This is a genomic window from Tabrizicola flagellatus (assembly GCF_008271465.1).
GTDB lineage: Bacteria > Pseudomonadota > Alphaproteobacteria > Rhodobacterales > Rhodobacteraceae > Tabrizicola > Tabrizicola flagellata.
In genome coordinates, this window is the sequence record NZ_VMDU01000001.1 from 598,249 (window position 1) to 623,818 (window position 25,570).

The 25,570-nt window shown below is 65.8% G+C and carries 26 protein-coding genes and 2 pseudogenes; 12 read left to right on the forward strand and 16 right to left on the reverse strand.

Annotated elements, in window-relative coordinates; all coding sequences use genetic code 11:
* Positions 1-124 precede the first annotated feature (124 nt).
* The 9 genes from FL625_RS18320 to FL625_RS02920 all read left to right on the forward strand — a co-directional run bounded on the left by FL625_RS18320 (position 125) and on the right by FL625_RS02920 (position 7,204).
* Positions 125-1,042, forward strand: coding sequence for a glyoxalase superfamily protein (locus FL625_RS18320; RefSeq protein WP_222929060.1), 918 nt, complete (start codon positions 125-127; stop codon positions 1,040-1,042).
* Between the two features lie 81 nt (positions 1,043-1,123).
* On the forward strand, positions 1,124-1,927 hold the full coding sequence (locus FL625_RS02885) for an SRPBCC family protein (RefSeq protein ID WP_149077404.1): 804 nt from the start codon (positions 1,124-1,126) through the stop codon (positions 1,925-1,927).
* An 11-nt stretch (positions 1,928-1,938) separates the two neighbouring features.
* Complete coding sequence (locus tag FL625_RS02890) at positions 1,939-2,577, forward strand: NAD(P)-dependent oxidoreductase (protein ID WP_160147718.1); 639 nt, start codon at positions 1,939-1,941, stop codon at positions 2,575-2,577.
* Positions 2,574-3,653 (forward strand): carcinine hydrolase/isopenicillin-N N-acyltransferase family protein, encoded by a 1,080-nt coding sequence (locus FL625_RS02895; protein WP_149077402.1) that lies wholly within the window; start codon positions 2,574-2,576, stop codon positions 3,651-3,653. Before FL625_RS02890 ends, FL625_RS02895 begins: the two co-directional genes overlap by 4 nt.
* Complete coding sequence (locus FL625_RS02900) at positions 3,650-4,573, forward strand: alcohol dehydrogenase catalytic domain-containing protein (RefSeq protein ID WP_149077401.1); 924 nt, start codon at positions 3,650-3,652, stop codon at positions 4,571-4,573. The genes FL625_RS02895 and FL625_RS02900 overlap by 4 nt, the downstream gene beginning before the upstream one ends.
* Positions 4,574-4,586: 13 nt before the next feature.
* A complete protein-coding gene (locus FL625_RS02905; RefSeq protein WP_149077400.1) occupies positions 4,587-5,294 on the forward strand; it encodes a carbon-nitrogen hydrolase family protein in 708 nt (235 codons plus the stop codon).
* A 4-nt stretch (positions 5,295-5,298) separates the two neighbouring features.
* Positions 5,299-5,778 (forward strand): GNAT family N-acetyltransferase, encoded by a 480-nt coding sequence (locus tag FL625_RS02910; RefSeq protein WP_200833857.1) that lies wholly within the window; start codon positions 5,299-5,301, stop codon positions 5,776-5,778.
* A complete protein-coding gene (locus FL625_RS02915) occupies positions 5,775-6,260 on the forward strand; it encodes a DUF6882 domain-containing protein (RefSeq protein ID WP_149587103.1) in 486 nt (161 codons plus the stop codon). The genes FL625_RS02910 and FL625_RS02915 overlap by 4 nt, the downstream gene beginning before the upstream one ends.
* Positions 6,257-7,204, forward strand: coding sequence for an alpha/beta hydrolase family protein (locus tag FL625_RS02920; RefSeq protein ID WP_149587104.1), 948 nt, complete (start codon positions 6,257-6,259; stop codon positions 7,202-7,204). The genes FL625_RS02915 and FL625_RS02920 overlap by 4 nt, the downstream gene beginning before the upstream one ends.
* 141 nt (positions 7,205-7,345) lie before the next feature.
* Here FL625_RS02920 and FL625_RS18325 read toward each other — a convergent pair whose 3' ends face one another.
* The 3 genes and pseudogenes from FL625_RS18325 to FL625_RS18330 all read right to left on the reverse strand — a co-directional run bounded on the left by FL625_RS18325 (position 7,346) and on the right by FL625_RS18330 (position 8,450).
* On the reverse strand, positions 7,346-7,831 hold the full coding sequence (locus FL625_RS18325) for an AraC family transcriptional regulator (protein ID WP_235019291.1): 486 nt from the start codon (positions 7,829-7,831) through the stop codon (positions 7,346-7,348).
* Between the two features lie 57 nt (positions 7,832-7,888).
* A pseudogene (locus FL625_RS18560) lies at positions 7,889-8,158 on the reverse strand (helix-turn-helix transcriptional regulator); the annotation flags it as partial.
* Between the two features lie 7 nt (positions 8,159-8,165).
* Positions 8,166-8,450: a hypothetical protein gene (locus tag FL625_RS18330; protein WP_149587106.1), complete on the reverse strand. Its 285-nt coding sequence runs from the start codon at positions 8,448-8,450 to the stop codon at positions 8,166-8,168.
* Here FL625_RS18330 and FL625_RS02935 point away from each other — a divergent pair.
* The gene (locus FL625_RS02935; RefSeq protein WP_149587107.1) at positions 8,449-9,480 is read left to right on the forward strand and encodes an IS110 family RNA-guided transposase; all 1,032 of its coding nucleotides are present in this window, start codon (positions 8,449-8,451) and stop codon (positions 9,478-9,480) included. The genes FL625_RS18330 and FL625_RS02935 overlap by 2 nt on opposite strands.
* Positions 9,481-10,107: 627 nt before the next feature.
* Here the strand turns inward: FL625_RS02935 and FL625_RS02940 are convergent.
* Positions 10,108-10,575, reverse strand: a complete 468-nt coding sequence (locus FL625_RS02940; protein ID WP_028029941.1) for a very short patch repair endonuclease — start codon at positions 10,573-10,575, stop codon at positions 10,108-10,110.
* A 67-nt stretch (positions 10,576-10,642) separates the two neighbouring features.
* On the opposite strand from FL625_RS02940, the gene FL625_RS02945 reads away from it, so the two are divergent.
* Positions 10,643-12,283: a DNA cytosine methyltransferase gene (locus FL625_RS02945; RefSeq protein WP_149124045.1), complete on the forward strand. Its 1,641-nt coding sequence runs from the start codon at positions 10,643-10,645 to the stop codon at positions 12,281-12,283.
* A gap of 293 nt (positions 12,284-12,576) precedes the next feature.
* Here the strand turns inward: FL625_RS02945 and FL625_RS18650 are convergent.
* The 12 genes and pseudogenes from FL625_RS18650 to FL625_RS18335 form a co-directional block, all read right to left on the reverse strand.
* A pseudogene (locus FL625_RS18650) lies at positions 12,577-13,281 on the reverse strand (DUF6339 family protein); the annotation flags it as partial.
* Positions 13,278-14,186 (reverse strand): hypothetical protein, encoded by a 909-nt coding sequence (locus tag FL625_RS02955; protein ID WP_149124010.1) that lies wholly within the window; start codon positions 14,184-14,186, stop codon positions 13,278-13,280. The gene FL625_RS02955 and the pseudogene FL625_RS18650, both read right to left, overlap by 4 nt.
* A complete protein-coding gene (locus tag FL625_RS02960; RefSeq protein WP_149124011.1) occupies positions 14,183-16,036 on the reverse strand; it encodes a hypothetical protein in 1,854 nt (617 codons plus the stop codon). Before FL625_RS02960 ends, FL625_RS02955 begins: the two co-directional genes overlap by 4 nt.
* Positions 16,033-17,046, reverse strand: coding sequence for a PD-(D/E)XK motif protein (locus FL625_RS02965; protein WP_149124012.1), 1,014 nt, complete (start codon positions 17,044-17,046; stop codon positions 16,033-16,035). Before FL625_RS02965 ends, FL625_RS02960 begins: the two co-directional genes overlap by 4 nt.
* Positions 17,039-19,648 (reverse strand): Z1 domain-containing protein, encoded by a 2,610-nt coding sequence (locus FL625_RS02970; protein ID WP_200833858.1) that lies wholly within the window; start codon positions 19,646-19,648, stop codon positions 17,039-17,041. The genes FL625_RS02965 and FL625_RS02970 overlap by 8 nt, the downstream gene beginning before the upstream one ends.
* A gap of 137 nt (positions 19,649-19,785) precedes the next feature.
* Positions 19,786-20,160, reverse strand: coding sequence for a helix-turn-helix domain-containing protein (locus tag FL625_RS02975; protein ID WP_149124014.1), 375 nt, complete (start codon positions 20,158-20,160; stop codon positions 19,786-19,788).
* Complete coding sequence (locus FL625_RS02980) at positions 20,157-21,482, reverse strand: recombinase family protein (protein ID WP_149587109.1); 1,326 nt, start codon at positions 21,480-21,482, stop codon at positions 20,157-20,159. The genes FL625_RS02975 and FL625_RS02980 overlap by 4 nt, the downstream gene beginning before the upstream one ends.
* Positions 21,479-21,934: a DUF2924 domain-containing protein gene (locus tag FL625_RS02985; protein WP_149587110.1), complete on the reverse strand. Its 456-nt coding sequence runs from the start codon at positions 21,932-21,934 to the stop codon at positions 21,479-21,481. Before FL625_RS02985 ends, FL625_RS02980 begins: the two co-directional genes overlap by 4 nt.
* A gap of 359 nt (positions 21,935-22,293) precedes the next feature.
* Positions 22,294-22,956, reverse strand: coding sequence for a hypothetical protein (locus FL625_RS02995; RefSeq protein WP_149587112.1), 663 nt, complete (start codon positions 22,954-22,956; stop codon positions 22,294-22,296).
* Between the two features lie 85 nt (positions 22,957-23,041).
* The gene (locus FL625_RS03000; protein ID WP_149587113.1) at positions 23,042-24,028 is read right to left on the reverse strand and encodes a serine hydrolase domain-containing protein; all 987 of its coding nucleotides are present in this window, start codon (positions 24,026-24,028) and stop codon (positions 23,042-23,044) included.
* Complete coding sequence (locus FL625_RS03005) at positions 24,025-24,603, reverse strand: helix-turn-helix domain-containing protein (RefSeq protein WP_235019292.1); 579 nt, start codon at positions 24,601-24,603, stop codon at positions 24,025-24,027. Before FL625_RS03005 ends, FL625_RS03000 begins: the two co-directional genes overlap by 4 nt.
* Before the next feature lie 11 nt (positions 24,604-24,614).
* The gene (locus tag FL625_RS18335) at positions 24,615-25,049 is read right to left on the reverse strand and encodes a hypothetical protein (protein ID WP_235019293.1); all 435 of its coding nucleotides are present in this window, start codon (positions 25,047-25,049) and stop codon (positions 24,615-24,617) included.
* Positions 25,050-25,224: 175 nt separating this feature from the next.
* Here FL625_RS18335 and FL625_RS03010 point away from each other — a divergent pair, with 175 nt between their 5' ends.
* Entirely contained in the window at positions 25,225-25,551 is a 327-nt protein-coding gene (locus tag FL625_RS03010; protein WP_149587115.1) for an ArsR/SmtB family transcription factor, read from the forward strand.
* Positions 25,552-25,570: the final 19 nt, after the last annotated feature.

The following is a 25,570-nucleotide window of genomic DNA, read 5'->3' on the forward strand; positions in this document are numbered from 1 at the left end:
GCCGCTTGCGCCCTCCGGGTATGGTGAATGTGTCCTCCTCGTGAGCCTGATCCTCGTTGTCCGGCGAACGGATCGGCAAGGCAAGCACCGGTAAGACCCGTTCGCTCGACCATGAGGGTTCGACATGCGCACTTTTCGTGACGCAAAGCTTATGGCGCGCGCCCTGCGCGCGGAGCTCGCACAGGCGGGCATCGATGTTTCACATTCTCGGGCACTTGAGATCGTTGCGGCGCAGTTCGGCCTGCCGGACTGGAACGTTCTTGCCGCCCGGATCGGGGAGGCAGGGGGCGCCTCCGGCAGCGGCGCCGCCTTCCAGGGCGCCATTCCCATCCTGCGGATCTTCGATCTCGCCAAGGCGCGGGAGTTCTACACGGGCTTCCTCGGCCTGAGCGAGGACTGGGAGCACCGCTTCGGGCCAGACTTTCCGGCCTACCTGCAGGTCAGCCGGGCCGGGCTGATCCTGCACCTGACGGAACACCACGGCGACGCAAGTCCAGGGGGAAATGCCTTCGTCTGGATGCAGGGCCTCGACGCCTTTCACGCCGAGATCACCGGGCGCGGGTATGCCTATGCGAAGCCCGGGATCGACACCTGGGATCTCGGGTCTGACGATATGGGTGAGGCCCGGGTTGGCATGCGCGTCATGGAAGTGACCGATCCCTTCGGCAACCGCCTGCGCTTTGCCGAACCCCTGCCGGCCAGCCGACGCGACGAGGCAACCCCGGCGGCTGGGGCCGAAAGGCGGGGGGGCGTTGCGCCGGGAGGCGAGGGGGATCCCGGTCCTGGAACCCTCGCACTTGATCCGGACAAGCTCGGCATTTTCCGCGCAGCCGTCATGGAAGCGCTGGCCGAAGCGCCGGGCGGCCTTTTCCCTGCCGATCTCGCCGACCGCGTCCGCGAGCGTGTGCCCGAAGCTCTGCAAGGGGGAGGTCTGCGCTGGTGGGTGACGGCTGCGGGCTTTGACCTCGAAGCGGGCGGCAGCATCGCGCGTCACAGCCATGGGCGAACGCAGATCCTGCAGGCCGCGCCGGGCGCTGTTTGAGGCCACTTAGGCCAGCCCGACGGCCGCGCGTGACGTCCATTGCCGTTCGGGCTGCGCCTTATCCCGAAGGATGAGATTCACATGACAAATGAATACCCAAGAACAGTCACCGCGAACCGGCAGATCCATGCGCCGGCAGACCGCCTCTGGGCGCTCTGGGTCACGCCCTCGCTGAAGCGCAACTGGTGGGGCGTCTCGGAAGGTGGAGACCTCTTCGAATGCCTTACCGAACCCTGGACCGGCGGGCGCATCGCCTACGCCATGCGCCCGCGCGGGGCCGAGGGGCCGGTGGAGCGGGTGACTGGCCGGGTGCTGGCGGCGGACCCTGGCCGCAGGCTCTTGTTCACCTGGTCCTGGGCGGGCGAGGACGCTCCGGCGATGGACACGACCGTCGAGGCGACCTTCGACCCGCAGTCTCATGGCACCGAGGTCCGGGTCGTCCATGATGGTCAGCCCAATGCAACGGTTTCCGAAATCCACGCGAAGGGTTGGACGGACAAGCTGGCCGACCTCGACCGCGCCGCCAGTGCCGAGGCGGCGGGCTGCCTCACACGCCTCTGGGCTGCGCTGGCGGTGCGCGACTGGGATAGCGTGGCGGCATGTCTCGAGGACGATCTCACCGTGGACTGGCCACACTCCGGTGAACGGATCACGGGCGCCGCGGCCTTCGTCACGCTCAACCGTGACTACCCCGGAGACTGGCGGATCGGGCCGGCGCGAGTTTCAGCCTTGTCCGAGGCGCGCGCCGTCGCCGAAGTGCGGGTTGATCTGCCACCGGATGCATGGTCAGTCGCCAGCTTCGCCGAGGCTCGCGCCGGGCGCATCACGCACCTGACCGAACACTGGACCCGCCACGGTCAGCCCCCAGCCTGGCGCATCGCATGAGGGTGCCGGCCATGAAGCTTCTCATCCTCGGCGCGACCGGCACCATTGGCCGCGAACTCGTGCAAGGCGCGCTGGAACGCGGACACGCCGTCACCGCCCAGACCCGCCAGGGCCAGCCCGGCTTTCCCGCAGGCGTGATGCCCGCCGTCTTCGACCCGGCCAGCACGCCTGACCTCTGCTGTCCTCACCTTCGCGGGCAGGACGCTGTGATCTACGCGCTTGGATTCCGCGGTCGCGCGCCGGTCCGCTTCTTCTCGGAAACGACTTGCCGCCTGCTGGCGGCGATGCAGGCCACGGGTGTTCGGCGACTTGTCGCCATCACTGGGGTCGGCGCCGGAGAGACCAAGGGACACGGTGGTTTCCTTTACGAACACCTCATCTTTCCGTTCTTCACGCAAGCCATCTATGCCGACAAGGACCGCCAGGAGGATCTGATCCGCGCCAGCGACACAGACTGGACGATCCTGCGCCCGGCCCCCTTCAAGTCCTCGCCGGGGCGGGAACCCTTCCACGTGCTGACGGAGGTCCGCTCTGGCACACGGCTGGCGCGCGTGACACCGCTCGAGGTCGCGCGCATGGCGCTCGACTGTGCCGAGAAGGGACTTCATCGCGGCGAGGCGGTTTTCTTCGGGCATGGGGTTGCGGGATGAGCGACATTCCCGCGATCCGGCCGGAGCGCCTTCACCTTTCCGGCCTGAACCGCGACATCGGTGCAGCGCTCGCCGACCACGCGGCACGGTGTTTCGGCACGACGCCCGATCCCGAGGGCGACGAGACGATCGCGCGAGCCGCTATTCTGGGGAAGGTGGCACCCCATTTACGCGTGCGCTCCGAGGGCGTTCAGGCGCGGTTTCCGGGCTGCGATCCCTTCAGCCTTCCCTTCCTGATGACAGGCGCGCCTGACCGCCCGCCTGCTGCCTGCTCGGTGGCATTGCTTCCGGCGCGCGGGGGCAGTGGACCGTGGCTGGTGCGGAACTTCGACTTCGGCTTCCTGTCCGCAGCGGCGCTGTCGGGTGGACCCGCAGATGGGGTGCCGATGGTCGCCGCCCCCCATCTTCTGTCCCTTGCGCCGCAGGATGGCGGCCGGGCGACCTGCGGCATCTCGGTCTTTGACCTGTTCGGCGCACTGACCTGCGGGATGAACGATGTAGGTCTTGGGGTCGCCCTGCTCCAGCATCTCGGTGGGGCGCGTCTGGACGGTCCGCCCGGGTCCTTCAACGAGGTTGAGGTGGTTCGGATCATCCTGGAAACCTGCACCACGACTGGAGAGGCCGAGGCCGCGCTTGCAGCCTTGCCCCGGCGGACGGCGTGGTTGCCCTGCCGCTACCTTGTCGCCGACGCGCGCGGGAAGGGTTTCGTCTGGTCGCAAACGGTCGGCGCCACGCCGCGCATCGTTCGGGATGCATCGGGCTTCCTCGTTGCGACGAACCACGACCCGGAGGATGGCTCTCAGGACCTTGCCGATGCTGGAGCGACGACAAACGACATCGAGTCGTCGATCCAGCGTCTGCGCGCCCTCTGTATGATCGGACAGGATGCCGACCCGGAGGAAGCCGCCGCCGCCGCACAGGTTCTCGTCTTCGATCCTGAAGGCAGGCCGATCGGCGGGACGATCTGGAGCGCCATCTACGACCTTGGGCGGCGGCGCGTCTCGGTCCGGTTCCTGTCGGGCCGGAGCGGCGACCGCCCCGTCATGGGTCCAGCTGTTGTCGGCAGGGTGCCATGATCGAACTTGTCGCCGACAGACCGGGAGAGCCGCTTGAAATGATCCGGCTGCGCGAGGCGCGGGACATTGCTCTGGCGCCGAACGATGCTCTGCTCAGGCTGGTCGCTTCGCCAATCAATCCGTCCGATCTGCTGCCAGTTGCCGGTGCCTATCCACATCGGACAAGATTTCCCCACGTTCCCGGCCACGAGGGGGTCTGGCGCGTCGAGTCGGCGGCCGCCGGCGTGAGTGGCCTCAAAATCGGCCAGCGTGTTGTTGCTTGTGCCGGGCCGGGGGCCTGGGCGACCCGGCGCCGCGCTGACGCAAACCGCTGCGTGGCAGTTCCCGACGACATCGACGACGAATCTGCGGCGATGGCCGTCGTCAATCCGCTCACGGTTCGTTGCCTCATGGAGCACATCGGTCCTATGGCGGGCAAGGCAGTGGCCATTTCCGCGGCGTCCAGTGCGATCGGTCGGATGCTCGTGAGGCACGTGGTTTCGCGCGGAGGTCATCCGCTATGCATAACCCGAGAAACGAACTGCGATCCTGACGTGGGAGGTATCGCCTGCTGGAGGGATCCCTCATCAATCCCTGTAGTGGACGTGGCACTCGACTGCGTCGGGGGGACTGCGGGTGAGCAGTTGCTAAGCAAAGTAGTTCCGGGTGGGGTCTTCGTCCATTTCGGCCTCCTGTCTGGACAACCGATCCGAACAAGACCGCCGCAAGGGGTCTCCTTTCGGCTTTTCCACCTCCGCTCGGCGCTGGAAAATCAATCTGGGCACCATCTGTCGAGGCTTATGTCGCCTGTCTGGGATGATCTGCGGACAGGGCTTTCCCGCTCCTTCGCTGCCGCGTGCTTTGCGCTTACCGAGTGGCGAAGCGCACTCACGGTAGTGGGTCAGCCGGGTCGTCGCGGGAAGATTCTGCTGACCGGTTAGTGAGGAGTTCGCAATGCGACTTGGAATTGTCCAGTCCACCTCCACCCCTGCCGAAGTGGCGGCCGATGCGGCGGCAGCGGCGGGCTGGATTGCGATGGCCGCCGTTCGGGGCTGCGAGGCGGTGCTTTTCCCGGAGCTTTTCCTTGGCGGTTATAGCGTCGCCGGATGGCGGTCGCGGGCTATCGCCCCGGGAGATCCGCGTCTCGCGCCACTGCTGGAGGCAACCGCAGCAGGCGGGCCCGTGGCGCTGGTCGGCGCGACACTTGCCGAGAGCGGGGGGCCGGCCATCGCCACGCTGGTGATCCGCGACGGTGCCATCGCCGCAATCTACCGCAAGATGCACCTTCACCCGCCCGAGCGCGCCGTCTTTGTCGCCGGGACCGAACCCTGCGTTCTCGAGATCGGCGGAATGCGGGTCGGGCTCGCCATCTGCGCCGACACCGGCGTTCCCGAGCATGCTTATGCTTGCGCGCATCTCGGTGTCCGACTCTACGTCGTCGGCGGCCTGTTCGGAACGGGTCAGGGCCAGCAGGAAATCGCCACGATCCTACCTACTCTAGCCCGGCGCACGCGGCTCTGGGTCGCGCTTTCTAACCACGTCGGTCCTGCCGATGCATGGATCGGCTGCGGCCGATCGGCGGTCTGGACGCCCGACGGCCGGATCCACAGCGACATACCGTCAGTAGAACCGCAATTGCTCGTAGTGGAAATCGAGGAGTGACACGATGGGCGCGTTGACCCGCATTGAGATCGTCTTGGCGGACCACGCCATGGAGGCTGCCCTCCATGCTCTGTCCCTAAGGTCCAAGGCGCATTGGGGCTACGACGCCGAATTCATTGCGCTGGCAGCGCCACACCTGACCCTCAGACCCGAGTGGTATGCCTCAGGGCGCGTTTTCGTCGCGCGGATCGACGGTCGGTTGGCAGGGGTCGGTGTGATCCTTCCGCCCGATGCGGACGGCAGGGCCGAACTCGCGCATCTGTTCGTCGATCCGCCGTGGATGGCACAAGGAATAGGCCGAGCGATGGTCGCGCATGCGCTCGCCCGCGCAAGGGCCGAGGGTGCACGGCAGGTGAGCGTTGTCTCCGACCCCGGCGCTCGGCCCTTCTACGAACGGCTGGGCGCCCGTTTCCTGCGTGAAGAGGCGTCCGAGGCTATCCCGGGTCGGATGCTTCCGGTCCTGGTGTGGAAGGTGTCGCCATGACGGGCGCGATGGAAGAGTCTCCGGACGTGATGCTTGCGCGGGCCCGCTCGGAACTGGGCCACGTTACGCAGGCCCATTCACGGCTCTTTGGCCTCGACCGGGCAGACCGGTCCACCGACCTGCAGGCCGGGCGGATTCACTTTTCTGCGGAGGGCTTTCCACCGGCAAGCGCGGCGATCCAGATCGTTGGCTCCCTGAACCCCGGGGACGGCACCTGGTTGTGGGGCTGGGATCATCCATCGGTGCCCGTTCGCTTGCGCGCTGCTGCCGAGACTTGTCGACGCCATGGCGAAACTTGGGCACTGACGGATTGTCAATCCCGCAAGGTCGCCTGCACACCGGCCCGAGCCTGGGACCATACAGCGATCGCGCGACGGGTTCACGGTCAGGACGGGGCGTTCTGCGCGGCAGCCGACGCGGACGTCTACCTGACCTATGGCACGGTGACCGTGGCGCCCGTAGCATTGGAGAGTGGCCCGTGAAGTGGGTCATCCGGCTTCTCTTGGCGGGCATCGCCGGCCTCGCCGCCTGGATCGCTGCGGGTATCGCCCTTGACCCGGATCCGCATCCGCCCTTGCGCATAGTGTCGCCGTCGCTCACGTCCCTGGCGCCCCGCGAAATCCGCTTCAGCTCGGGGGATCTGCGCCTCGCTGGAATGCTGTTTCTCCCCGAAGCGGGCACGCGGTCGGTGGCCGTCATCATCCACGGCAGCGGGGCCAGCGACCGACAGAGCCCTTGGTATCTTGCATTGACAGCGTTTCTGCTCGACGCAGGGCATGCGGTTCTGCTGCCCGACAAGCGCGGGTCCGAGAGCTCGGACGGCAACTGGCGCAACGCGTCCTTCGAGGACCTGGCTCAGGACGCCCTCGCCGCCATCGAAGCCGCGCGCTTCGAGGTTCCGGGAGCGCCTGTCGGACTGATCGGCGTTTCCCAGGGCGGCTGGATCGCTCCCCTCGCTGCGATGAGGGCGTCCGATCTGGCCTATGTGATCAACCTGTCAGGGGCGGCCGTCACCCCATCCGAGCAACTGACGTTCGAGGAGGTGAACACGCTGGCCGGTCTCGGCCTGCCGCGCCCGTTGGCAAGGTTGCTTGCCCCACTCACCGCCTGGCGGATCCGGACACTTGTCCAGCCGGAACTCTGGTCTCGGATTGCCGATTTCGATCCGGGACCACACTGGGCGGGTCTGCGGATACCGGCGCTGATCGTGTGGGGGGCCGAGGATGAGCACGACAATCTGCCTGTCGCCGCGTCCGTGCAGCGCATCCGCGAGGTGGACAATCCGCTGATCGAGGTGCTCGTCATCCCCGGAGTCGGGCACGATCTGACGGACAGGAAGAGCGGTCGGCTGTCCGCCACGCTGGTTCGCAGCCTCGCGGAATTCCTGGCCCTCGCAGTTCCCGTCGATCGTGGACGCCATGACTGACGACGGTTCTGGGTTTCGTGATGCAAACCGCAGAAACCAAGCCTTTACGGCTCGGAGAGTTTGCCCTGCCAATGAGGGATTGCCGGCAGGGCAAGTCCGGAACGAACGGGACCACGCTGGCGGCCGGAACGGTTTTCGCAGTTACCCGTAACGGCGCAGCGGAAGCCTTATCTCCATGACCTGCTGCGCGACCGGGACACCAGAACTCGGGGGAGTAAGGTAGATTTCGTATGCTGGCTGCGGTTCTGGATCTTCACCACTCTCCGGCAGCCAGTGTCCGTAAAGCCAATCCCATGCACTGGAAATTCCGCTGTAGGCGCCCACATGCCGCAGCACAGCGTAGCGGCCTGCCGGAAGACGAAGCGTGTCGGCTCCTCGCGGAATTGTTGCCTCAGGGCCGAGTGCTATTGCAGCATGCGCCCGCTGTTGTGCTTCCGGCACTGAGCCGGGGCTGTCGTAGTACACGCAAATCTCGCCTTGCGCCCCCGCCATCGCCCCCGACTTCTCAAGAAGCTGTCGCAGCTTGGAGAAGGTCTCGGGCAATCTGGCATATGGTCCGAGGTGAAGCAGGGCCGCGGCGCTGACTTGTCCGATCTCTTTGATTTGTACGTCGTGCATATCGTCCATTCCTTTCTTGTGTGGCAGCATAGGCTTTGGAACAATTCTGAGAGTCCTCCAGAACTCGGGTGGTTGTCCGAAAGCCACTCGGAAGGAACGGGAGAAAGCGTCGACATCCCGATATCCGGCCATCGCAGCGATTTCCGGCAATCTGCGGTCTGTCAGAGCGACTAATGGAGCAGCGGCGTTCAATCGAAGCCGCTTGACTGTACCCGTGGGGGATTCCCCGAAATGCGCAGTCCACATACGGTGGAAATGAAAGCGTGACATGCACGCTGTCGTTGCAAGCTCGTCAAGAGAGTGATCTCCGGACAAGTCGGCGAGAATTCGCGCCATTACCCTTTCAAATCGCGCCAACAAACTGCGCCTCCATGATTCCTTCCCACCCGAGAATAGCGTGCCGCGCACTATGCTCGTCTTGCTCAACTTGGCTCTTCATTGAAGGGGTTTCCGTGGGCAGCCCGGCAGTTCTTGCTGTCCATTGGACAAAGCCGCTTACGTCACTGGCGCGGTACTTGTGGAGACCCTGATTTTGCGGAGATGGGGTGGATGCCGCTCTCACCCTGACGGCATCGCGATGTGCCATACTCGTGGTGTCGAAGCACAAGCTGAAGGAGAGGGCATCCATGGAAGAAGTTAGCATCATCGGGGTCGATCTGGCAAAGAACGTGTTCCAGCTGCACGGGGCGGCGGCGGACGGGGCGATCGTGTTCCGCAAGAAGCTGTCGCGCCTTCAGTTTGCACGGTTCATGGCGGATCATCCTGCCTGCGAGGTGGCGATGGAGGCGTGTCCCAGCGCGCACTATTGGGCGCGGGAATTGTCCGCCTACGGGCACAGCGTCCGGCTGATTGCGCCGCATTACGTCAAGCCGTTCATCAAGCGTCAGAAAAACGACGCCGCCGACGCGGAAGCAATTGCGGAGGCGGCCACGCGTCCGACCATGCGGTTCGTCGAACCCAAGACCGAAGACCAGCAGGCCCGGGCGGTGGCGTTTCGCGCCCGCGAGCAGATCGTGAAGCAGCGGACCGAGGCGATCAATGCCCTGCGCGCGCACCGCTATGAATTCGGGCACGTCGCGCCGGAAGGGGTGGGATATATCCCGCGGCTGGCGAAGGTGGTCGATGATCCGGGTTCGGGCCTGCCTGACCTGGCGCGAGACATCTGCCGCATGGTTCTGGAACAGATCGACCTGTTGACGTCCCGCCTCACCGCAGTTTCGTCAAAGCTCGCCGCCGCGTCCAGGGCGGCCGCCATGCCCCGGCAGTTACAGACCATGCCGGGTGTCGGTCCGATCACCGCGCTCGCGGTCGAAACCTTCGCGCCGCCGATGGAGCAGTTCCGGCGCGGGCGCGATTTCGCCGCCTGGCTCGGGTTGGTACCGCGGCAACATTCTTCTGGCGGAAAACAGAGGCTGGGGAAAACATCGAAGATGGGGCAGCGGGACATCCGGCGACTGCTTGTCACCGGCGCGATGGCGGTGGTCCGCTGGGCCCTGCGCCGTGGCGCACCGCAAAATCCTTGGCTTGAGCGCATGCTGGAACGCAAGCCGCCGATGGTCGCGGCCTTCGCACTGGCCAACAAGATGGCGCGCAGGATCTGGGCGATGCTCACGCGCGGCGAGGACTATCGCGATCCGGTGATCGCCAGCGCTGCCTGATCCGGCAGCAAAACGCGAAAACCGGACCGCAGAGTTGTGAGGAAGGCATGAACCGAATGGGCAAATGATCGACATGATCCGGGTTGGGCAATCCAGAAACCTTCTCAGAGCCTCGAGCTCGCTGTTGGAGATTTGGCCCCGGTCCGCGCATCACCATCCCGGCCAGCGGCATCTATCAGGCCGCGCTAACAGGCCTGACAAGAGTCCGCACTCGATCACGTGTCTAAGGTTCAGAAATTCCTTGCAAATGAGAGCGGCATCCACAAGAGAAGGTTCGACGTCAGGCCCATCCCCTCCGCCACTTGCCCTAGCGAAAGCGTTCTCCCGATCCGGCCGCGGCCGGATTTTCTCGTTGTTTTCGAGGGTTATGCAGGACTGGCTGAGCACTGGCCCCTGCGCCAGGAGGCCCGGAAGCCGTCTCTCAGGGCCGATATTCTCCACACCTGTTGACTGGACGCGCAAAGGTTCAGTTCACGCAACCTGTTGAAATCGAATGGTTTCGGTCGATGAAAAGCTGTTGACTTCGACGACAGGGGCTACCTGTCGAGATGGAACGAATATCGAACCTTCGCCAATGAGGCGAGGCGTTCGGAAGATCAGCCCGGGTTGCTTTCAGCACTACTCCAGTCATTCCGTGTGGCGAATGTCGCCTTCGCCGATCTCGATACTGGGCGCGCCAGTTGCCAGCCATGAGACCAGCGCAGAGCAGGTCGCAGTGACCTGGTTCGGCTTTCGCAACGCGCATTCCCATACTGTCGCCACGCGCCACCCATCTGCAATCAGCGCCTCGCATGCCGCACGATCGCGCCTGACATTCGCGGCGAACTTCTCTGCCCAGAACTCGGGGCGGGTCGCGGGCGTGGTCGCGTAACGGCAGCCTTCGTGACGGTGCCAGAAGCAGCCATGCACGAAGATGACGGCCCGGTGCTTCGCGAGGATCATATCCGGCCGACCGGGGACACCCTTTCCATGCAGCCGATACCGGAAGCCGCGCGCGTGCAAGGCGCGCCTCAGCACCATTTCCGGCTTCGTATCCTTGCCCCGTATCCCGGACATCATCCGCGAGCGGGTCTGTCTGTCGACGATGTCCGCCATTTGCCTCCTGGCCTCTGCGTCCGGACCTGGTATACAGCTTGTAATCCGAATTCGAGAGGCCCCTGATTTGCCAGCCACTTTCGGCATCGTCGATCTGTTTGCCGGCCCTGGCGGGCTGGGCGAGGGCTTTTCGTCCCTCGATGTCGGCGGCCACGCGCCGTTCCGGATCGGCATCTCGGTCGAGAAGGAGGCCTCGGCGCATCGTACGCTGACGTTGCGCGCCTTTCTGCGGGCGTATCAGGCGCGTCTCGGGGCGTTGCCGAAGGCCTTCATCGACTTCCACGCCGGACTGATCCCGGAGCCCGACTGGAGCGAGGTGGATGCGGCGGCGTGGCAGCATGCGACGGCGGAGGCGCAATGCCTCGAACTCGGGACGGAGCCGGCTGCCGCCGCCATCGATCATGCCATCGGTGCGCTGCGCCGGGATTTCGACGACACCATCCTGATCGGCGGCCCGCCCTGCCAGGCCTATTCGCTTGTCGGGCGCGCTCGGGCGAAGGGGAAGGTCGGATACGTCCCCGAGGAGGACGAGAGGCACTATCTCTTCCGCGAGTACATCCGCGTGCTCGACCGCCTGCGCCCCGTCGCCTTCGTCATGGAAAACGTCAAGGGCATGCTGTCCTCGACGGTCGAAAGCCGCCTCGTCTTCGAGATGCTGATGGAAGACCTCGCCTCGCTCGGCACCGGGCGGGGGCATCACTACGAGATGCGGGCGATCCGGGTGGCGGACGGCAGGGCCAGTCTGCAGGAGGCCGCACAGTCTTCGGATTTCATCGTCCGCGCCGAGGAATGGGGGGTGCCGCAGCGGCGTCACCGGGTGATCATCGTCGGCATCCGCTCAGATCTGGCGGACAGGGCCACCGGGACGAGTGTACCGGTTTCCGGGGTGACACGGACTGTCGATGACGCCATCGGCATGATGCCGGACCTGCGCAGCGGCCTGAGCCGAGGTCGCGATGACCCGGCGAGCTGGCGGCGAGAGGTCGTCGAGGCCGCCCGGTTGCTGGCAGGCATCCACCGGGGCAAGGAAGACGGGCCGCTGCGCGACGCCTTTTTCGCCGTTGCGACGGGCCTGAAGGATGGACAGCTGGCACCCCGTCTATCGGCATGGCGCCCCGAGGGCTACGGCACGTCGAACGACGAACTCCTCGCCTGGCTGGAGCGCCCTGCGTTGCGCGGTTTCGCCCAGCACGAGACACGCGGGCACATGCCCTCGGACCTCGGGCGCTATCTGTTCGCAGCCGTCTTCAGCGCGGTACGCGGTTACAGCCCCAAGGCCGCCGATTTCCCGCTGTCGCTCAGCCCCGACCACCGCAACTGGCACAGCGGCGTCTTCAACGACCGCTTCCGGGTCCAGCTCGCCGGCGAGCCATCGACCACGGTCACGAGCCACATATCGAAGGACGGCCACTACTTCATCCACCCCGATCCCATGCAGTGCCGCAGCCTGACCGTGCGCGAGGCGGCGCGCCTGCAGACCTTCCCGGACGACTACCTGTTCCTCGGGAACCGGACGCAGCAGTACGTGCAGGTTGGCAATGCAGTGCCGCCCTACCTCGCCCGCCAGATCGCCCAGCTTCTCTTGCGCGGCCTTTCCGGACCGCCGTCTTGCGAACCGCCAGGGACCGAAGCCTCCGAAATGGCTGCTCGCAGACGCGAGATTTCTTCGGCCAGGACGCCCGCGTCCGAGAGCTTGCCGAGGAGATAGTCGAGAGCGTTACGTTCTCCCCGGTCAAGAGTAGCGTGGCCTTCCTGAAGGGTTTCGAGCGCGGATTGCGACTTCGGTGAAAGCCAACCGCGCTTCCCGGATTCCTGCCTCACTTTCCGGGCAGCATCCGCCATGCTCGACCCCGACATCGAGAGCTCGGCCTCAAGTACCTCAACCTGTTTGCCGTCTTCCGATCGCCTGCCAGGTGCGGCGTCGGGGCTGTCCAGGATCCCCGACGTTCCGCCTCGAGTGGGGGCGGACTGATCGGGCACGCCGAAAACCCCGTCGAGGAAACTGGCGAGATCGCCCCGCGGCAGGTCCGCAAGGGACCTGATCTCGTTGCGGACCCGGATGCGGAGGATCGCGCGACGCATGATGTCCTCCATGGCCCCCTTGCCATGATGGCGCGCAGCGCGGAGCCATGCCTCTGCTACGGCAAGGGCAAGAACGTGATCGCCCCCGATGCTCGGTCGCTCGGTAATCTGCACGAGGGCATCCTCGGTCAGCGCCTCCAGCAATCCCCAGCGCTCGGGATGCCCCGGCCCCCGGTCGAGTGCACGACCACGCATCCAGAGCCTCTGGAAGGTATTGCGCACACCCCCGGCGTAGCGCTCTGTCGAGCTGCCGAAGCGCCAGTAGGTGATGTCCGGGGCCATGACAGCGGCAACGAACGCCCAGACATCATCCCGGAGGGCCTCGCCGGTAGTGAAGAGGTCGGATCGAGCAAGCCAGGCGGCGGCATCGGCATCGAAGCCGGCATGGGACTGCCGGGCGTCTTGCTGTCCAAACCCATGTTTCCGGGCAATTGCGACGAGGTCCTGCCGCACGGATGCAAGGTACGCCGCAGGGACGGGTGCGCCGCCGGTTGCGGCAAAGCGTACCTGATCAGGAAGATCATCGGGGCGAAAGCCCGCCCAAGCGGACGGGCCATGCTCGAGAAACCTGCGAACGATGACGTCGCAGGCCGGACCGGGCAGTCTTGGAAGCAGAAACGTCATTCCGGAACTCCCGGCTCCGCGAGCGCAAGCATGGTTGAGCGGAAGACGCCGGGACGGCTTTCGAGGACAGAGCGGATGAAGGAAGCGTCCTTGCCAGGCCACGCCTTGCGCAGCCACGTTGCGGCTTGGGCGCCGAGCGACCTCGGCTCCGACGCATCCATCATCGTCTCGGCTTCGGGGTCGGCAAGAAACCGCTCGCAGATCTGACTCATGACGTCGCCAAGCAGGAACTGGATCGTGACCGGGTCCTCGTCCTCGATCCGCTGAAGGGTCTCGCCGGACTTCGCATTGAGGTAAAGACGTACCGCTCCGTGGAAATCGCGCGTCCAGTCCCCCGGCGACCAGTGCAGGTGCCACGGCGCAGCACCCGCAATTCCACCACCGAGCATCTGCGCGAGGTCTACCGTCTCTATGGGGAAGCGGGGCTCCTCACCCTCGAGCCTGACCCGAATAGTCTCCGACCAGAGCCGGTCACCGGGATGGACGGGTGACAGCGCCGAGGTCTCTGCGGGGGCATTCGCCAAATGGAATTCCGTCTGCAGGTCGAGGATCATCGAAAGCCGGCGGCCCTCGATGGTCTGCTCGAACTCCCATGAGGTCTCTCCCGAACGAAGCTCCCGACGCGTGCGGGAAAGGACCTGGCGGGGTAGCCTGCCCTGACCCGTCCCTATCCTCACCGAGGCCGCCACAACGAGCTGATGGACCGGGATCCCGAGATCGGACGCTGCACGTTCGGGATCCAGGTGCAACGTCCTTCGAATTCGGATGTCGCTCGCGCTGTCCCAGTGGGGAAGGAACTCGCCCGCGGCGGACCATTCGACGCCGTCAAGGGAAATCTCCCACGCCGAGGCTTCCACGGCCGCCTCGGTCAGCGTGAGGAACGGGAATGCAACCCGACGATTCATGTTCCGACCTCCGGAATGACATCCGCATCGGCCGTCACCGCGCAATCATCCGGCACACGGACACGGATCTCGAACCGTCCTTCCCGGCCGCCAAGGTCAATGGTGTCGCCAGCGGTTTCTGCCTTTCCGTCCAGCCACCTGACGGAAAGAACTTCAGGCCTGCCGACGGTGTCGTCGACTGGTCCAAGCGTCGCGCCTTCCACTGCCACGGAGGCTGAAGCAATCAGCTTCGCGCCACTTCGCCGCGCGTCCTGCGTCACCTCCGTGAGGAAGACGGCAATACGCACGGCATCGCCAGCCTCGAGGCGCTCGAACACGGGACGACTTGCCCGCGCCCTCGAGGGTCGCCCGCCTCCTGAACCACCCGAACTGCGACGCCGCCCTGCGCCGTCGCCCCCGACGTTTTCGAGCACAGCCCCAAGGCGCCCGGCAAGGCGCGCAAGCGGTGGACCGGATCCGTCCCCCGGCCTTCGCGAGATCGGCTCCATGCCCATCTCGGAGGCGATTTCCTTCAGGCGCTTCAGCGCTATGTTGACGTAGCGCTTTTCGTTGCCTTTCGGCAGGTTGTCGGGAACCCAGTCATCATGGGCAGGCGGTTCGGAATCCGCAAAGGCCTGCTCTACCTCATCCTCGTCGCTGGCGATGAACACGCCTGCCCATTCCAGCCGCGCGTCGGGGAGCGGATTGCCCTCGAGATACTTCACGACGAGCTCAACGGGCCGCATCAGCGCAATGTGGTGCATCTGCTCGGGGACAAGCCGGACGTCCTCGTCCGCAGTCAGGTAGCGTCTCGGCGACCGCAGGCCCTTCTCGATGGCGAGCGTGCCGAGGATCTTCTGTGGCCTCTGGGACTCGATCCGCCGAACATTGTTTCCCATGCGGGCCCGCGCCGCGGTCATTGCCTTGCACAACAGATCGAATGGGGCGAATTCCTCTGGCGCCGGAACGAGCAGTTCCCGATCCTCGACCATCACACTGCAGGCAAAGCGGTGCTTCGCCGGGGCGTCGCGCATCATCCGCGGCCAGAAATTCCAGAGCAGCGTCTCGACGATCCGGTTTCCGGTTGCCGTCAGATCGTCCTCGTCGGTCTGGAAGCCGAGGATCATGATCGTGGTCCCCGATCTGCCCGGGCCGCGTTCCGGCAGACCGAGTTGACCGGCCAGCGCCGAGGCGGTATCACCCGTTGCCGGATCGGCGATCCCGTCCGCCGGATCCCTGACGCCCCACCAGTGACGGCCTGTGAAGCGCCTCCTCATCCCGTTCTCCGGCTTTTCGAAGGAGCGGCCGACATGGCATGCCATCAGGCGCCGCCCCTCCGGACCGGCTCCGTCGGGCAGCGTGTCGACGATGATCGTGCTGCACGCGCTGGCACGATACAGGGCGACCTTGCCGAAGCCGTAGGTGCCGCCCCCCTGCTCGGTGTCCCGAGCTGTGCCGATGTTGCGAAGGAAGTCGATGAAGTTGGTCTGTTCGGTTCCTACCGGGATCCGGTCCGACCGCGTTGGGCCGCCAAGCCCCACGGTGCCGAAGTCGCAGATCTCGAGTACGACCGCACTTTCGGCCTCGAGGAGGCCTGAGATCGTGGCGGACGAACGCGGTTCCTCCGGAATCTCGGCAAGGACGATGCTCCGAAGGATTTCGCGCTGGGTGTCCGAGAGAGTCCGCAGCCTGATCAGGATCTCGGGCCCGACGCCCGGTCGCGCGGCGTCGGCAATGTTCTGGACAGATTCCCGGATGACCGTCTGCAACGGATCGAGCGTTGGTGCACCGAGCAGACGGCGGAAGTTCTCGCCGATGTTTCCGGTCGAACCGTAAGGTTCGGAATGGAGCTCGAGCGGGCTCAAGGTCATCCGGACAATTCCTGAAGGAGTGAGGCGAATTCCGCCGGCGGGCATTCTGCGTCGGTAGCATGCCCGAGATCGATCCTGTAGGTCGCATCAACAATACCTGCAGGGATCCTTCCGCCGACAAAGCTCGAAGGCACGATCCGGGGAAGACCTGGGCCGACACGATAGAGGCGTTCTGCCTCCGCCCTGAATGCGAAACGGTTCCATGCGGCGTCATGCACATCCGTGCAGCCGACGGCCGCGAGCAGCGCCCGCAGTCCCGCAGGGTCGTCGGCGCGCAGCAAGGCCCTGTCTCCGAGAGAAGCCACGGTGAGAAGGCCGCCCTCGACCGCCTCGAGGACCAGATGCGCAAGGTGCAGAGATCCGCCCGCAGGCGGTTCCAGCTGATCGATGCCGTTGATGGTGACTTCGTTGGCCCCAGCGCCGAGCGATGCCTTGACCTCCAGCGAGACGTCTCTGGCCCGGAAGTCGTGCCGGTCTCCCGCCGGTCCGCGCCAGCAGCGCCAGGCCGAAGGCGAAATGTCGAGGAGCCGGTTCAACACGACCAGCTCGGCCACGAGGCCGACAACCCGCGGTCTGTCGATCTCTCTCCCTGCTGGCGGGACGAGAAGTTCGCGGAAGTCATCGAGCGCACCAGCCACAGCCGCGACCCCGTCCTTCCGGTCGGCTAGACGGCGGACGATGTCATCCACGACCTCGCCGAACACGGCTTCGAGATCCGGCGACGTGCAGATGACATCGAGAAACCGGATCGCGCGTTGCCCATTCGTGAGAGTCGTTAAGCCGATCTTCAAGGCACTGCCCGTCTCGAGAGCACTGATCGTCTCGCCCGCCGCAAGCGGCACCAGCAGCCGCGCCTCCCCGCCGGAACCGACGGCCAGCCGGACAGGCCCCGCCTTCGTCGTTGCGCGAAGAGGCAACGAGGGGATGCCGAGACCTTCTCCGTCGATGTGCCCTGCCCGAAGGACATTCCAGCGTCCCTGCGCCGGGCTCTCCTGCTTGGGTCTAGACACCTGCTGCCTCCGTCTGCGCGGCCTCCTCCTCCTCGATCGCAGCGACTTCCTCGGCCGACAGCGGCTGCAGCTCCACCGAGACGAAGTTCCCGCCCTCCGTGACCGATCCGGGGAAGACGATCCCGATGCCGAGCACGTCATGCACGGCATCGAGCGGCACTCTCGCCTTGCTCTCGCGCTCGGGGCGCGAGTCCCGCGCGATGGGATAGAGCAGGAGAAGCGGAACCTGTCCCACCGCGTCCAACCTCGCCGCCTTGAGTTCCTCCCAGCTTCCGTTGCCTCCGACATCGCCGGCACAGTCGAAAACCACATCGCGTCTCGACATGAGCGCCTTGATGTCCGCGATTCCGTTCGTGTCATTCAACCTTGCGCGGTTGACCGTCCTGACGGAACCGATCGTGCCGAGAGGAGCATCGGATTCGCGACCGCGGCCGGACTCGACGATACCGATGTTCCATGATGAAAGGCGCGGATCCGGCCCGTCGATGAACGGTACCAGCATGGCCGGCAGCAGGTCCGCTTGGGAGGACTCGACGGAATAGGCCTCGAGGAATCTGCGGACGGACGACCTCGGCACGTTGCGCCAGAGCTTGCGCTCCCCTGCGTCCCGATCACGCAGGCCAAGCGCCTCGATACGGCTGACAAGTTCGCTGCCTGCTGCCCAGTTTCTTTCGAGCAGTCCAGCGTCAGTGTGAGCGAAACGGAACGTCTGGCGATGGGTTCCCCAATAGCTGACAGCACAGCGCCTCGCGCCGCGCATCTTGTTTGCCGCCGTGATCGCCATGCCGGGAATTGCCCTGATCCGGACCGCCAGGTCCATCGGCGTGAGGTCGCGGAGCCGATACTGCTCGATGTCCTCCCTGATTTCCTGCTCGACGGAGGCAAGTGCCCTGAACCTCAGCTTCAGGCCGCGCGGCATCCAGATCCGCGGAAGATCCTCGTAGCCGGGCCGATAGCCGAACCAGCGTCCCATCTGGAGGAGCGTGTCGTACTGGTTTGCCGTCCGCAGGAAATAGCTGACCATCAGGCCTTCGAGGGTCAGGCCCCGAGCGAGGATGGAGCCGCCGACCACGATGTAGGTCTTCGGCCCGCCGGAATAATCGATCCTGTCGTCGCTTGCGCCGTTCTCGACCGGGAACTCGATGCCTTCGAGCACTTCCGGCAGATACTGGAAGACATCTTCCAGTGTGACCGGCCTGGCATCAGTTAGGTCGTCCGGCACGCGTCCCTGTTCTTCGTCCCAGACCCGACCGAGCCGGGATCCGATGTCCGATGCCGGATCGACAAGATCCTTGCTGTGCACGTCGACCCAGCCCTCGATCAGCGCCGCAACCCGCTCGTGCGCACGAACGTAGGCGGATGTGTGCACAAGCATCGTCATGTGCTGGTCCCCATGTCCGCGGGCGCGCCGAGCGGCGCAGCACGCCAGGAAGTAGAGGATTGCGGCCTCGAGACTCGGCGTCATGGCAGGCTGGAAGGCGTCGCGCTCTTGCCTGCTGCGCGGCTGCAGCCCCGCCTCGTCCTCATCCGGCACGTCGCGGATCATGTCGAGCCCTTCCTCGTCGGGCCGCACGTCCTCCGGGTCGACCGGCGTCTTCCCGAACAGACGCTCGGTGCCGAAGTACCGATCTGGTTTCGGCAGTGCCGTGATGAAGTCCCGTGGATAGAGGTCGTCGAGCTCCTGGCCGTCGACACGATAGGGGTTGATCAGCACATTCGCGAAGGGCGTGGCAGTGTAGCCGACGTAGGTGACGGCCGGGAGAAGGCCGAGAAGTTCCCGGATGCGATGGTTGATGGCCGTCATGTCGAGCTCGCCCCGCGCCGAGTTCACGCTTGCCTGGTCGCATTCGTCGTCGATCACCAGAACCCGGAGCTGCTGCAACACGGCCGGCAATGTCTCCCGGATGGCCTTGCGCAATTCCCCCAGGGGCGAAACGTTCTTCTTGATGACGGCCAGCTGCGCCTTGTCGGAATGGGAGAGGAAACCGCCCTGAGGCGGTGCCCGGAAATCCCTGTCCACCTCGTTCGACGTGAGCACCTGCCAGTTAAGCGGATTGCGCCGAACGAGGTCGGAATACAATCTGAGCTGGGTCTGATGGCGCAGCTTGTTCGTCAGACCGGCGAGGACGATCACGGTGTCGTAGCCTGAATCTAGTGCCTTGGCGATGACGGCCGTCATGTTCGCAGTCTTGCCCGACTGGACGTGGCCGACGACCAGTCCGCGGCAGGAGAACTGGCCCCTCGCCGGATCCCGCGGGTTCTCGAGAAGTGAGACCACCTCGTTCGAGGCGTCATCAATGCCGCCCACGTCGTCCTCGTGCCACTTCTTCTCGTTGAGAAGGAAGGACTTCACGGCAGGCCAGTGCAGGTCCGTCGGTCTCGGGCCTAAGTACCATTCCGGCCGTTTCCTGATCACCGAGTGGCTGTGGAGAATCTCGATCTGTTCGAACTCGCGGGCAACGATGGCGGCCGCTTCGTCGATTTCAGCACACAGATGAGCCGCAAGCCCGGGGGAGAGGAGGTCGAGTTCTGCGCGAACGGCAGCAACCGCGCTTTCGAGATTGCCATGCCGAGGCAGCGCCTGGCGAATTCGTTCAACCAATCCATCAACCTGAGGCCCCGGCACAATGCCCTCCCGACTGTAACGCTGGCAATCTCCAGAAGAACTGGATCAAGCCCAAGCAATCACGCGATGATTTCGGGATCAAGACGAGCATTGGACTGGAAGTGCCGAAAATGTCAGAAAGACTTCCGCTGGCTCTCCCACTCCTCCGGGAACCCGTTCATCAGCCGGGCCAAGGTCACCCCCGGTCCCTGCCTGCTGTCGAGGATCGCCGCCACCATGTCGGGTGCGAGCAGCGTCAGGCGCATGACGCGTGTGAGGTAGGAGGGCGCGATGCCCTCTCGCTCGGCAAGCTCGGCGATGGTGGCGAAGTCGCCGGCTTCCAGCATACGCTTCCAGCGGAAGGCGCGCGCAAGGGCCTTGACGAGGGCGTCGTCGGGCCGCCGCGGGGCCTGCGCGCCGTCGGGGAGGGCGATTACCTTCCGCCCGCCGCGCCGGACGATGCGGAACGGGACATGGAGCGTCATGGTTTCGGCTGCGGGGCAGGTCATGCGGCTACTCCGATCCCGCCGGCCAGCATCTCGCGAGCGAGGCTACTGAGTCCGTCGACGCGGAGCCTAACGTTGAGCCCATCCGTGCCGATGTCCACCCGCTCGACCAGCAGCGCCACGATTCGTGCCTGCTCGGCGGGGAACAGTTCGTCCCACAGTGGATCCAGCTGCTGGAGGGCCGAATGGGCGTCTGTTTCGGTCATTCCGGCGGCATGGGCGCGCGCCGCCTTCCACGTCCCGGCCACGATCTCCGGCTGGCGGAACACGGCGCGCAGCTGGTCAATGACCGCGGCCTCGATCTCCCCCGCTGGCACGCGGCCGATGGGGCAGGATCCAGCGCCATGCTTCAGCACTGTCTGGCTGACATAGTAGCGGTACAACCGCCCACCCTTGCGCGTATGCGTCGGCGAGAAGGCCGCGCCACCCGGGCCGAACAGCAGCCCCTTCAGCAGTGCGGGCGTCTCAGCGCGGGTGCGCGCGGCACGCTTGCGCGGGCTCTCCTGCAGGATGGCGTGGACGCTGTCCCACGTCTCGCGGTCGATGATGGCGTCGTGCTCGCCGGGGTAGCTGTCGCCCTTGTGCACCGCCTCGCCGATGTAGGCGCGGTTGCTCAGCATCCGGTAGATGTATTTCTTGTCGATCCGGTTGCCGCGCGGCGTCTGAATGCCGCGTTTCGCGATCTCTCTCGCCAGCTCCGTGCCCGACCCGATCTCGAGGAAGTGGGCGAAGATCCAGCGGACGTGCGCGGCGGCTTCCTCGTCCACCAGCAGTTTGCGGTTTTCCACCCGGTAGCCGTAGGGCGGCACGCCCCCCATCCACATACCCTTCTTCCGGCTGGCGGCGACCTTGTCGCGGATGCGCTCGGCCGTCACCTCGCGCTCGAACTGGGCGAAGGACAGCAGGATGTTCAGCGTCAGCCGCCCCATCGACGTGGTCGTGTTGAACGACTGCGTGACCGAGACAAAGGTCACGTCGTTGCGGTCGAACACCTCCACCAGCTTGGCGAAGTCGGCGAGCGAGCGGCTGAGACGGTCGATCTTGTAGACCACGACCACATCGACTAGCCCGTCCTCAATGTCGGCCATCAGACGCTTGAGGCCGGGGCGTTCCAGCGTGCCGCCGGAGATGCCGCCGTCGTCGTACTGATCGCGGACCAGCACCCAGCCCTCGGAGCGCTGGCTGGCGATGTAGGCCTCGCATGCCTCCCGCTGGGCGTGGAGGCTGTTGAATTCCTGCTCCAGCCCCTCCTCGGAGGATTTGCGGGTGTACACCACGCAGCGCAGCTTGGGGACGACCTTCGATTTTTCGGGTGGCTTCGTCATCTCCGCCCCCTGTGGTTCTTAAGGCCGAAGAAGACCCACCCGTTCCAGCGCGTGCCGGTGATGGCGCGGGCGATGGCAGACAGCGACTTGTAGGGCCGCCCCTGCCATTCGAACCCGTCGGTGGTGACGGTGACGATCTGCTCGACGCCCTGCCATTCTCGCAGCAGCCGCGTGCCGGTGATCGGGCGGTCACGATCGGCGCGCATTCCGCGCTTCTTCCTGTCGCCGCCGTCCAGTTCCTCGCCGAGTCGTTCCAGCCGCCGGATCGTCTCGGGCTTCAGCCCGCCATACGCGAGTTCCTGAATGCGGTAGGCTAGGCGGGATTCAAGGTAGCGCCGGTTGAACGGCGGCGGTTCGCTGTCGAACAGGTCGCGCCACTGCTTCTTCAGGTCTGGTGTCGGGGTCGTCTTCAGCGCGGCCAGGCGCGCGGGGATGGGGTCGTGCGTCGTCATGCGGTCTCCGTTGGGTTCGGGGTTGCATGACGGCATTGGTCGGCCGGATAGTGTAGGCAACGTTCTCCAGTATCGTCAGATACTTCCCGCCCATCCCGCATCCGCAACCGAACCAGCCCGAGCGCCAGCAGGCCGCACAACTCGGCGCGGCGTTCTGCGGGCGTCATCTGGTCCGGCGGGAGAGGATTAGGGCGTTTCATGTCTTGGTAGCCGTGATCGGTGGTGCTTACCGATCAAAAGCCACTAGGCCGTCGAGGACGGGACATCTCAGAGGAACGAAATGTAGAAATGCGAACGGGGCGAGAACATCATGACTTGCCGATCACGGATTTGTCCATGATTATCGCAGGTTGAATCAATTAAGAGCAGTAGTTCATCGAGGTAAGTTCATGGCGCGCAAAGCATCCCCGATCGGTCCGCATGTTCACTGCCTGATCGAGGATGCCCGCGTTGATCTTGCGAGAGCGGTCCTCGCGGTAAGGGAGGGCGAGAACGAGCCCGATTTCGGCCTTCCTGCCGAGCTTCCCGACCTGGCAGATGAAGAGGCGGTGAATGAGTTTCGGCAAGGCCTGCTTCAGACCTTGTCGGAGTACGACCCGGACGAGTTGCGGCCCGCAGAGCAGCGATCCCGTCGCGTCCTTGCGTTGGCAGAAGGCAAGGGCATCGACTCCCTCACGGCCATCACGGAACAGCAACTCACCGACGAGCAAGCGCTCAAATTCGATCGGCAACCCGATCCGCTCTGCAAGAGCATCTGGGCCTTCCTGAACGCCCGCCAGACATTCGAGGATGCCGAGAGTTTCCATTTCGCTAGGAAGTTCAGAGACTACGGCAAGTTGTACGATGCCTTCGAAGTGGAACTCGAAAAGGCGGTCAACCTCAACTCGGGGGCAATCGACGAGATCGCTCTCGCCGGGAAGATCACGAAGGTTCTTCAGCTCAAGACGGCCTGCACAGTCAAGGCGCTCGATCTGCCAGCCACACCCGCGCATCCCGCGTCGATCATGCTGATAGTTCGCCATGGCGGGCCGCTGTCAAGCGTCCATGACCACCGGAACGACGGGCGCCGCGGGACGATCTATTATCGTCCGCCGAACGAGGCGACGCTCATCTACACAGAAGCACCATCTTGCCACGGAAGTCGGGCAGGATGCCCCCGTGGTGCAGGGCGCGGAACGCCTCGATCTGACTTTCACGCCAGCCCATCGCATAGCGGAACCCGTCGCCTTCAGCGGTGCCGCGCTGCATTTCGGCCATGTGATCGGGGCTGAGCAGCCTTCCGCCTGCCCAGGCGCCGTCGCCCAGCTGGAAGCGCAGGAAGCGCGCCATGTCGGCGGCGGTCGAGATGACGCCCGCCGTGGCCAGGCGCCCCGGCTCCTCGGGCAAGGGCGCGGCAAAGGGGAACCCGAACCAGTAGCGATGGCCGGGGGCAAAGCGGCCCTCCCTGTCATCGGCCGCCGTCACCAGCGTGTCGGACAGGCCGAGGGGCCCGAGGACCGTCTCGGACAGCACGCTTGCGAAGGGGGCGCCCGTCGCGACCTCCAGCATCCGGGCCGCGACAAGGTAGTTCGGGCTGGAATAGATGTGCTTTTCGCCCGGTTCCGCAGCGGGCTCAGCTTTGGCGAGCGCAGCTACGTGGTCGGCCAGCGGCGCGTCGAGCGCGGCGCGCGGGGCAGTGCGCGGCAGCCCGCTTGTCTGAGCCAGAAGTTGGCGCAGAGTGATGGGCGCCGCCGCCTGCGGATCAGACAGCGCGAAATCGAGCAGGACCGACTGCACCGGCGCATCGAGCGAAAGCTGCCCCGCCTCGACCGCCCGCATCACGGCAAGGGCAGTGAAAGCCTTGCTCATCGACCCCAGTCGAAAGCCGGTGCGAGGGGTGACCGGCCAGCCCGCGCCGTCTGTGCCGAAGCCTTCCAGAAGGATGACTTCGCCCTGCCAGATCACCGCAACGGCAGCTCCCGGCACCCGGTCGCGGTCCAGCGCCTGCCGGACATGGGCGGCGATGGCCTGCGGGTCCGGGGCCACCGGGGCCTCTGCCCCCAGCGGGAACGCGGCCCAGAGAAGTGCAAGGGCCGCAAGCATGAGGCGCTTCATCGGCCCGTGTCCGCCCGGTCGGTGGCCAGCGCGCGGCGGCGGAATTCGGACGGCGTCAGCCCGGTCTCGCGCTTGAAGGCGGCGTTGAACACGGATTTGGAATTGAAGCCGACCTCGAGCAGGATCTCCAGCAAGGTTTCCGTCCGCTCGCGGGTGCCGAGATCGCGGATGAAGTCGTTGGTGCCGATGGCGACCACGAACAGGTCGTCCGCCGTGCCGCGCAGGCCGCGGGCGGCGAAGTCGTCGATCTGGGCATCGAGGCCGGTGCCCGCCACCGGCCCGGCGATGTTGTCCTCCCCCGAGGTCGCGCCCGAATAGGCGAAGTTGATGTCGCGGGCGCCCGCCCCGGCGCCGGCCGAGGGCGCGATGCCGGGCACCAGATGCTCGATCCAGACCGGGCCGTTCGATTCCCGGCTGAAGCCGTCCTTCTCGTAGTAGGGGCTGCCGGTGCGGTCGAAGCCGGGCCGGGCGTAGAGGTTGCCCTGCTCCACCGAACTGTCGCCGAAGACGAAGGTGTCGGCGGCGGCCGGCAGGGCGGCAAGAAGCGCGAGCGCGCTGACGGAAAGTCGCATCATCACGGGCAGCCTCACAGGATGTCGATCTGCACGCGCCGCCCGTCCGAGACGGTGCAGTGGCCCGCCGCCCCGCCTTCGAGGCCAAGACCGGTGCGCTTCTCGGTCAGGCGGCAGTCCATCGTCCGCCCCGCGGCCGAGCGCAGGGCGGCGGTGATCTCGCCCGTCCATGCGCGGCCGGGCGCGGTGATGAAGACGTCGCCCTTGCCGGGCCCGAAGCCCAGGCCCGGACCGGCCTGGCGCCGGCCCGACACGGCGGGGCCGCGGAACGCCTCGCCATCGGGCAGCGTCACGGTCATCTCGGCGGTCGCCCCGCCGTTCGTGGTGAACTCGACCCGCGCCGGGCCCGCGGGCCGGCCATGGGGCGAGGTGACGGCGCCGGTGCCGCCGCCCGCGGCCATGCAGGCCGCCAGCGGCAGGGCCGCGCCGAGAAGAAAGAGAAGTCGCATGATCCTGTCCTCATGTCCGTCGCCACCCGATGCGGTGGCCCGCGGGGCTTCTGGCGGGGGTTCCGGCCGCAGGCGCCCGTGTCTGACGGCCCGGACGTGCGGTCTGACAGGCCGTACGCCGGGGCTTGACGAGGTTGTTCTATGAATCTAGAAATACCGAAAAAGGAATCGCGCCATGGACATCGATTTAACCGCCGCCCGCCTGGCCGCGCTCGGCAATGCCACCCGCCTGCGGCTCTACCGCGCCCTGGTGCGGGCGGGCGACAACGGGCTCACGATGGGGCAGGTGCAGGAGAGGCTGGGCATCCCGGCCTCGACGCTGTCGCACCATTGCCGCGCGCTGGTGCAGGTCGGCCTGATCCGGCAGGAGCGCGCGGGCACCTCGCTGATCTGCCGCACGAACTATGCCGCCATGCGCGGCCTGATCGGCGATCTGGCAGCGGAATGCTGCGCCGATGCCGCCCCCGCTGCCGAACCCGCCGCCGCCGAAGCGCAGACCTGAACCGGGGCCGCGCTTTTGC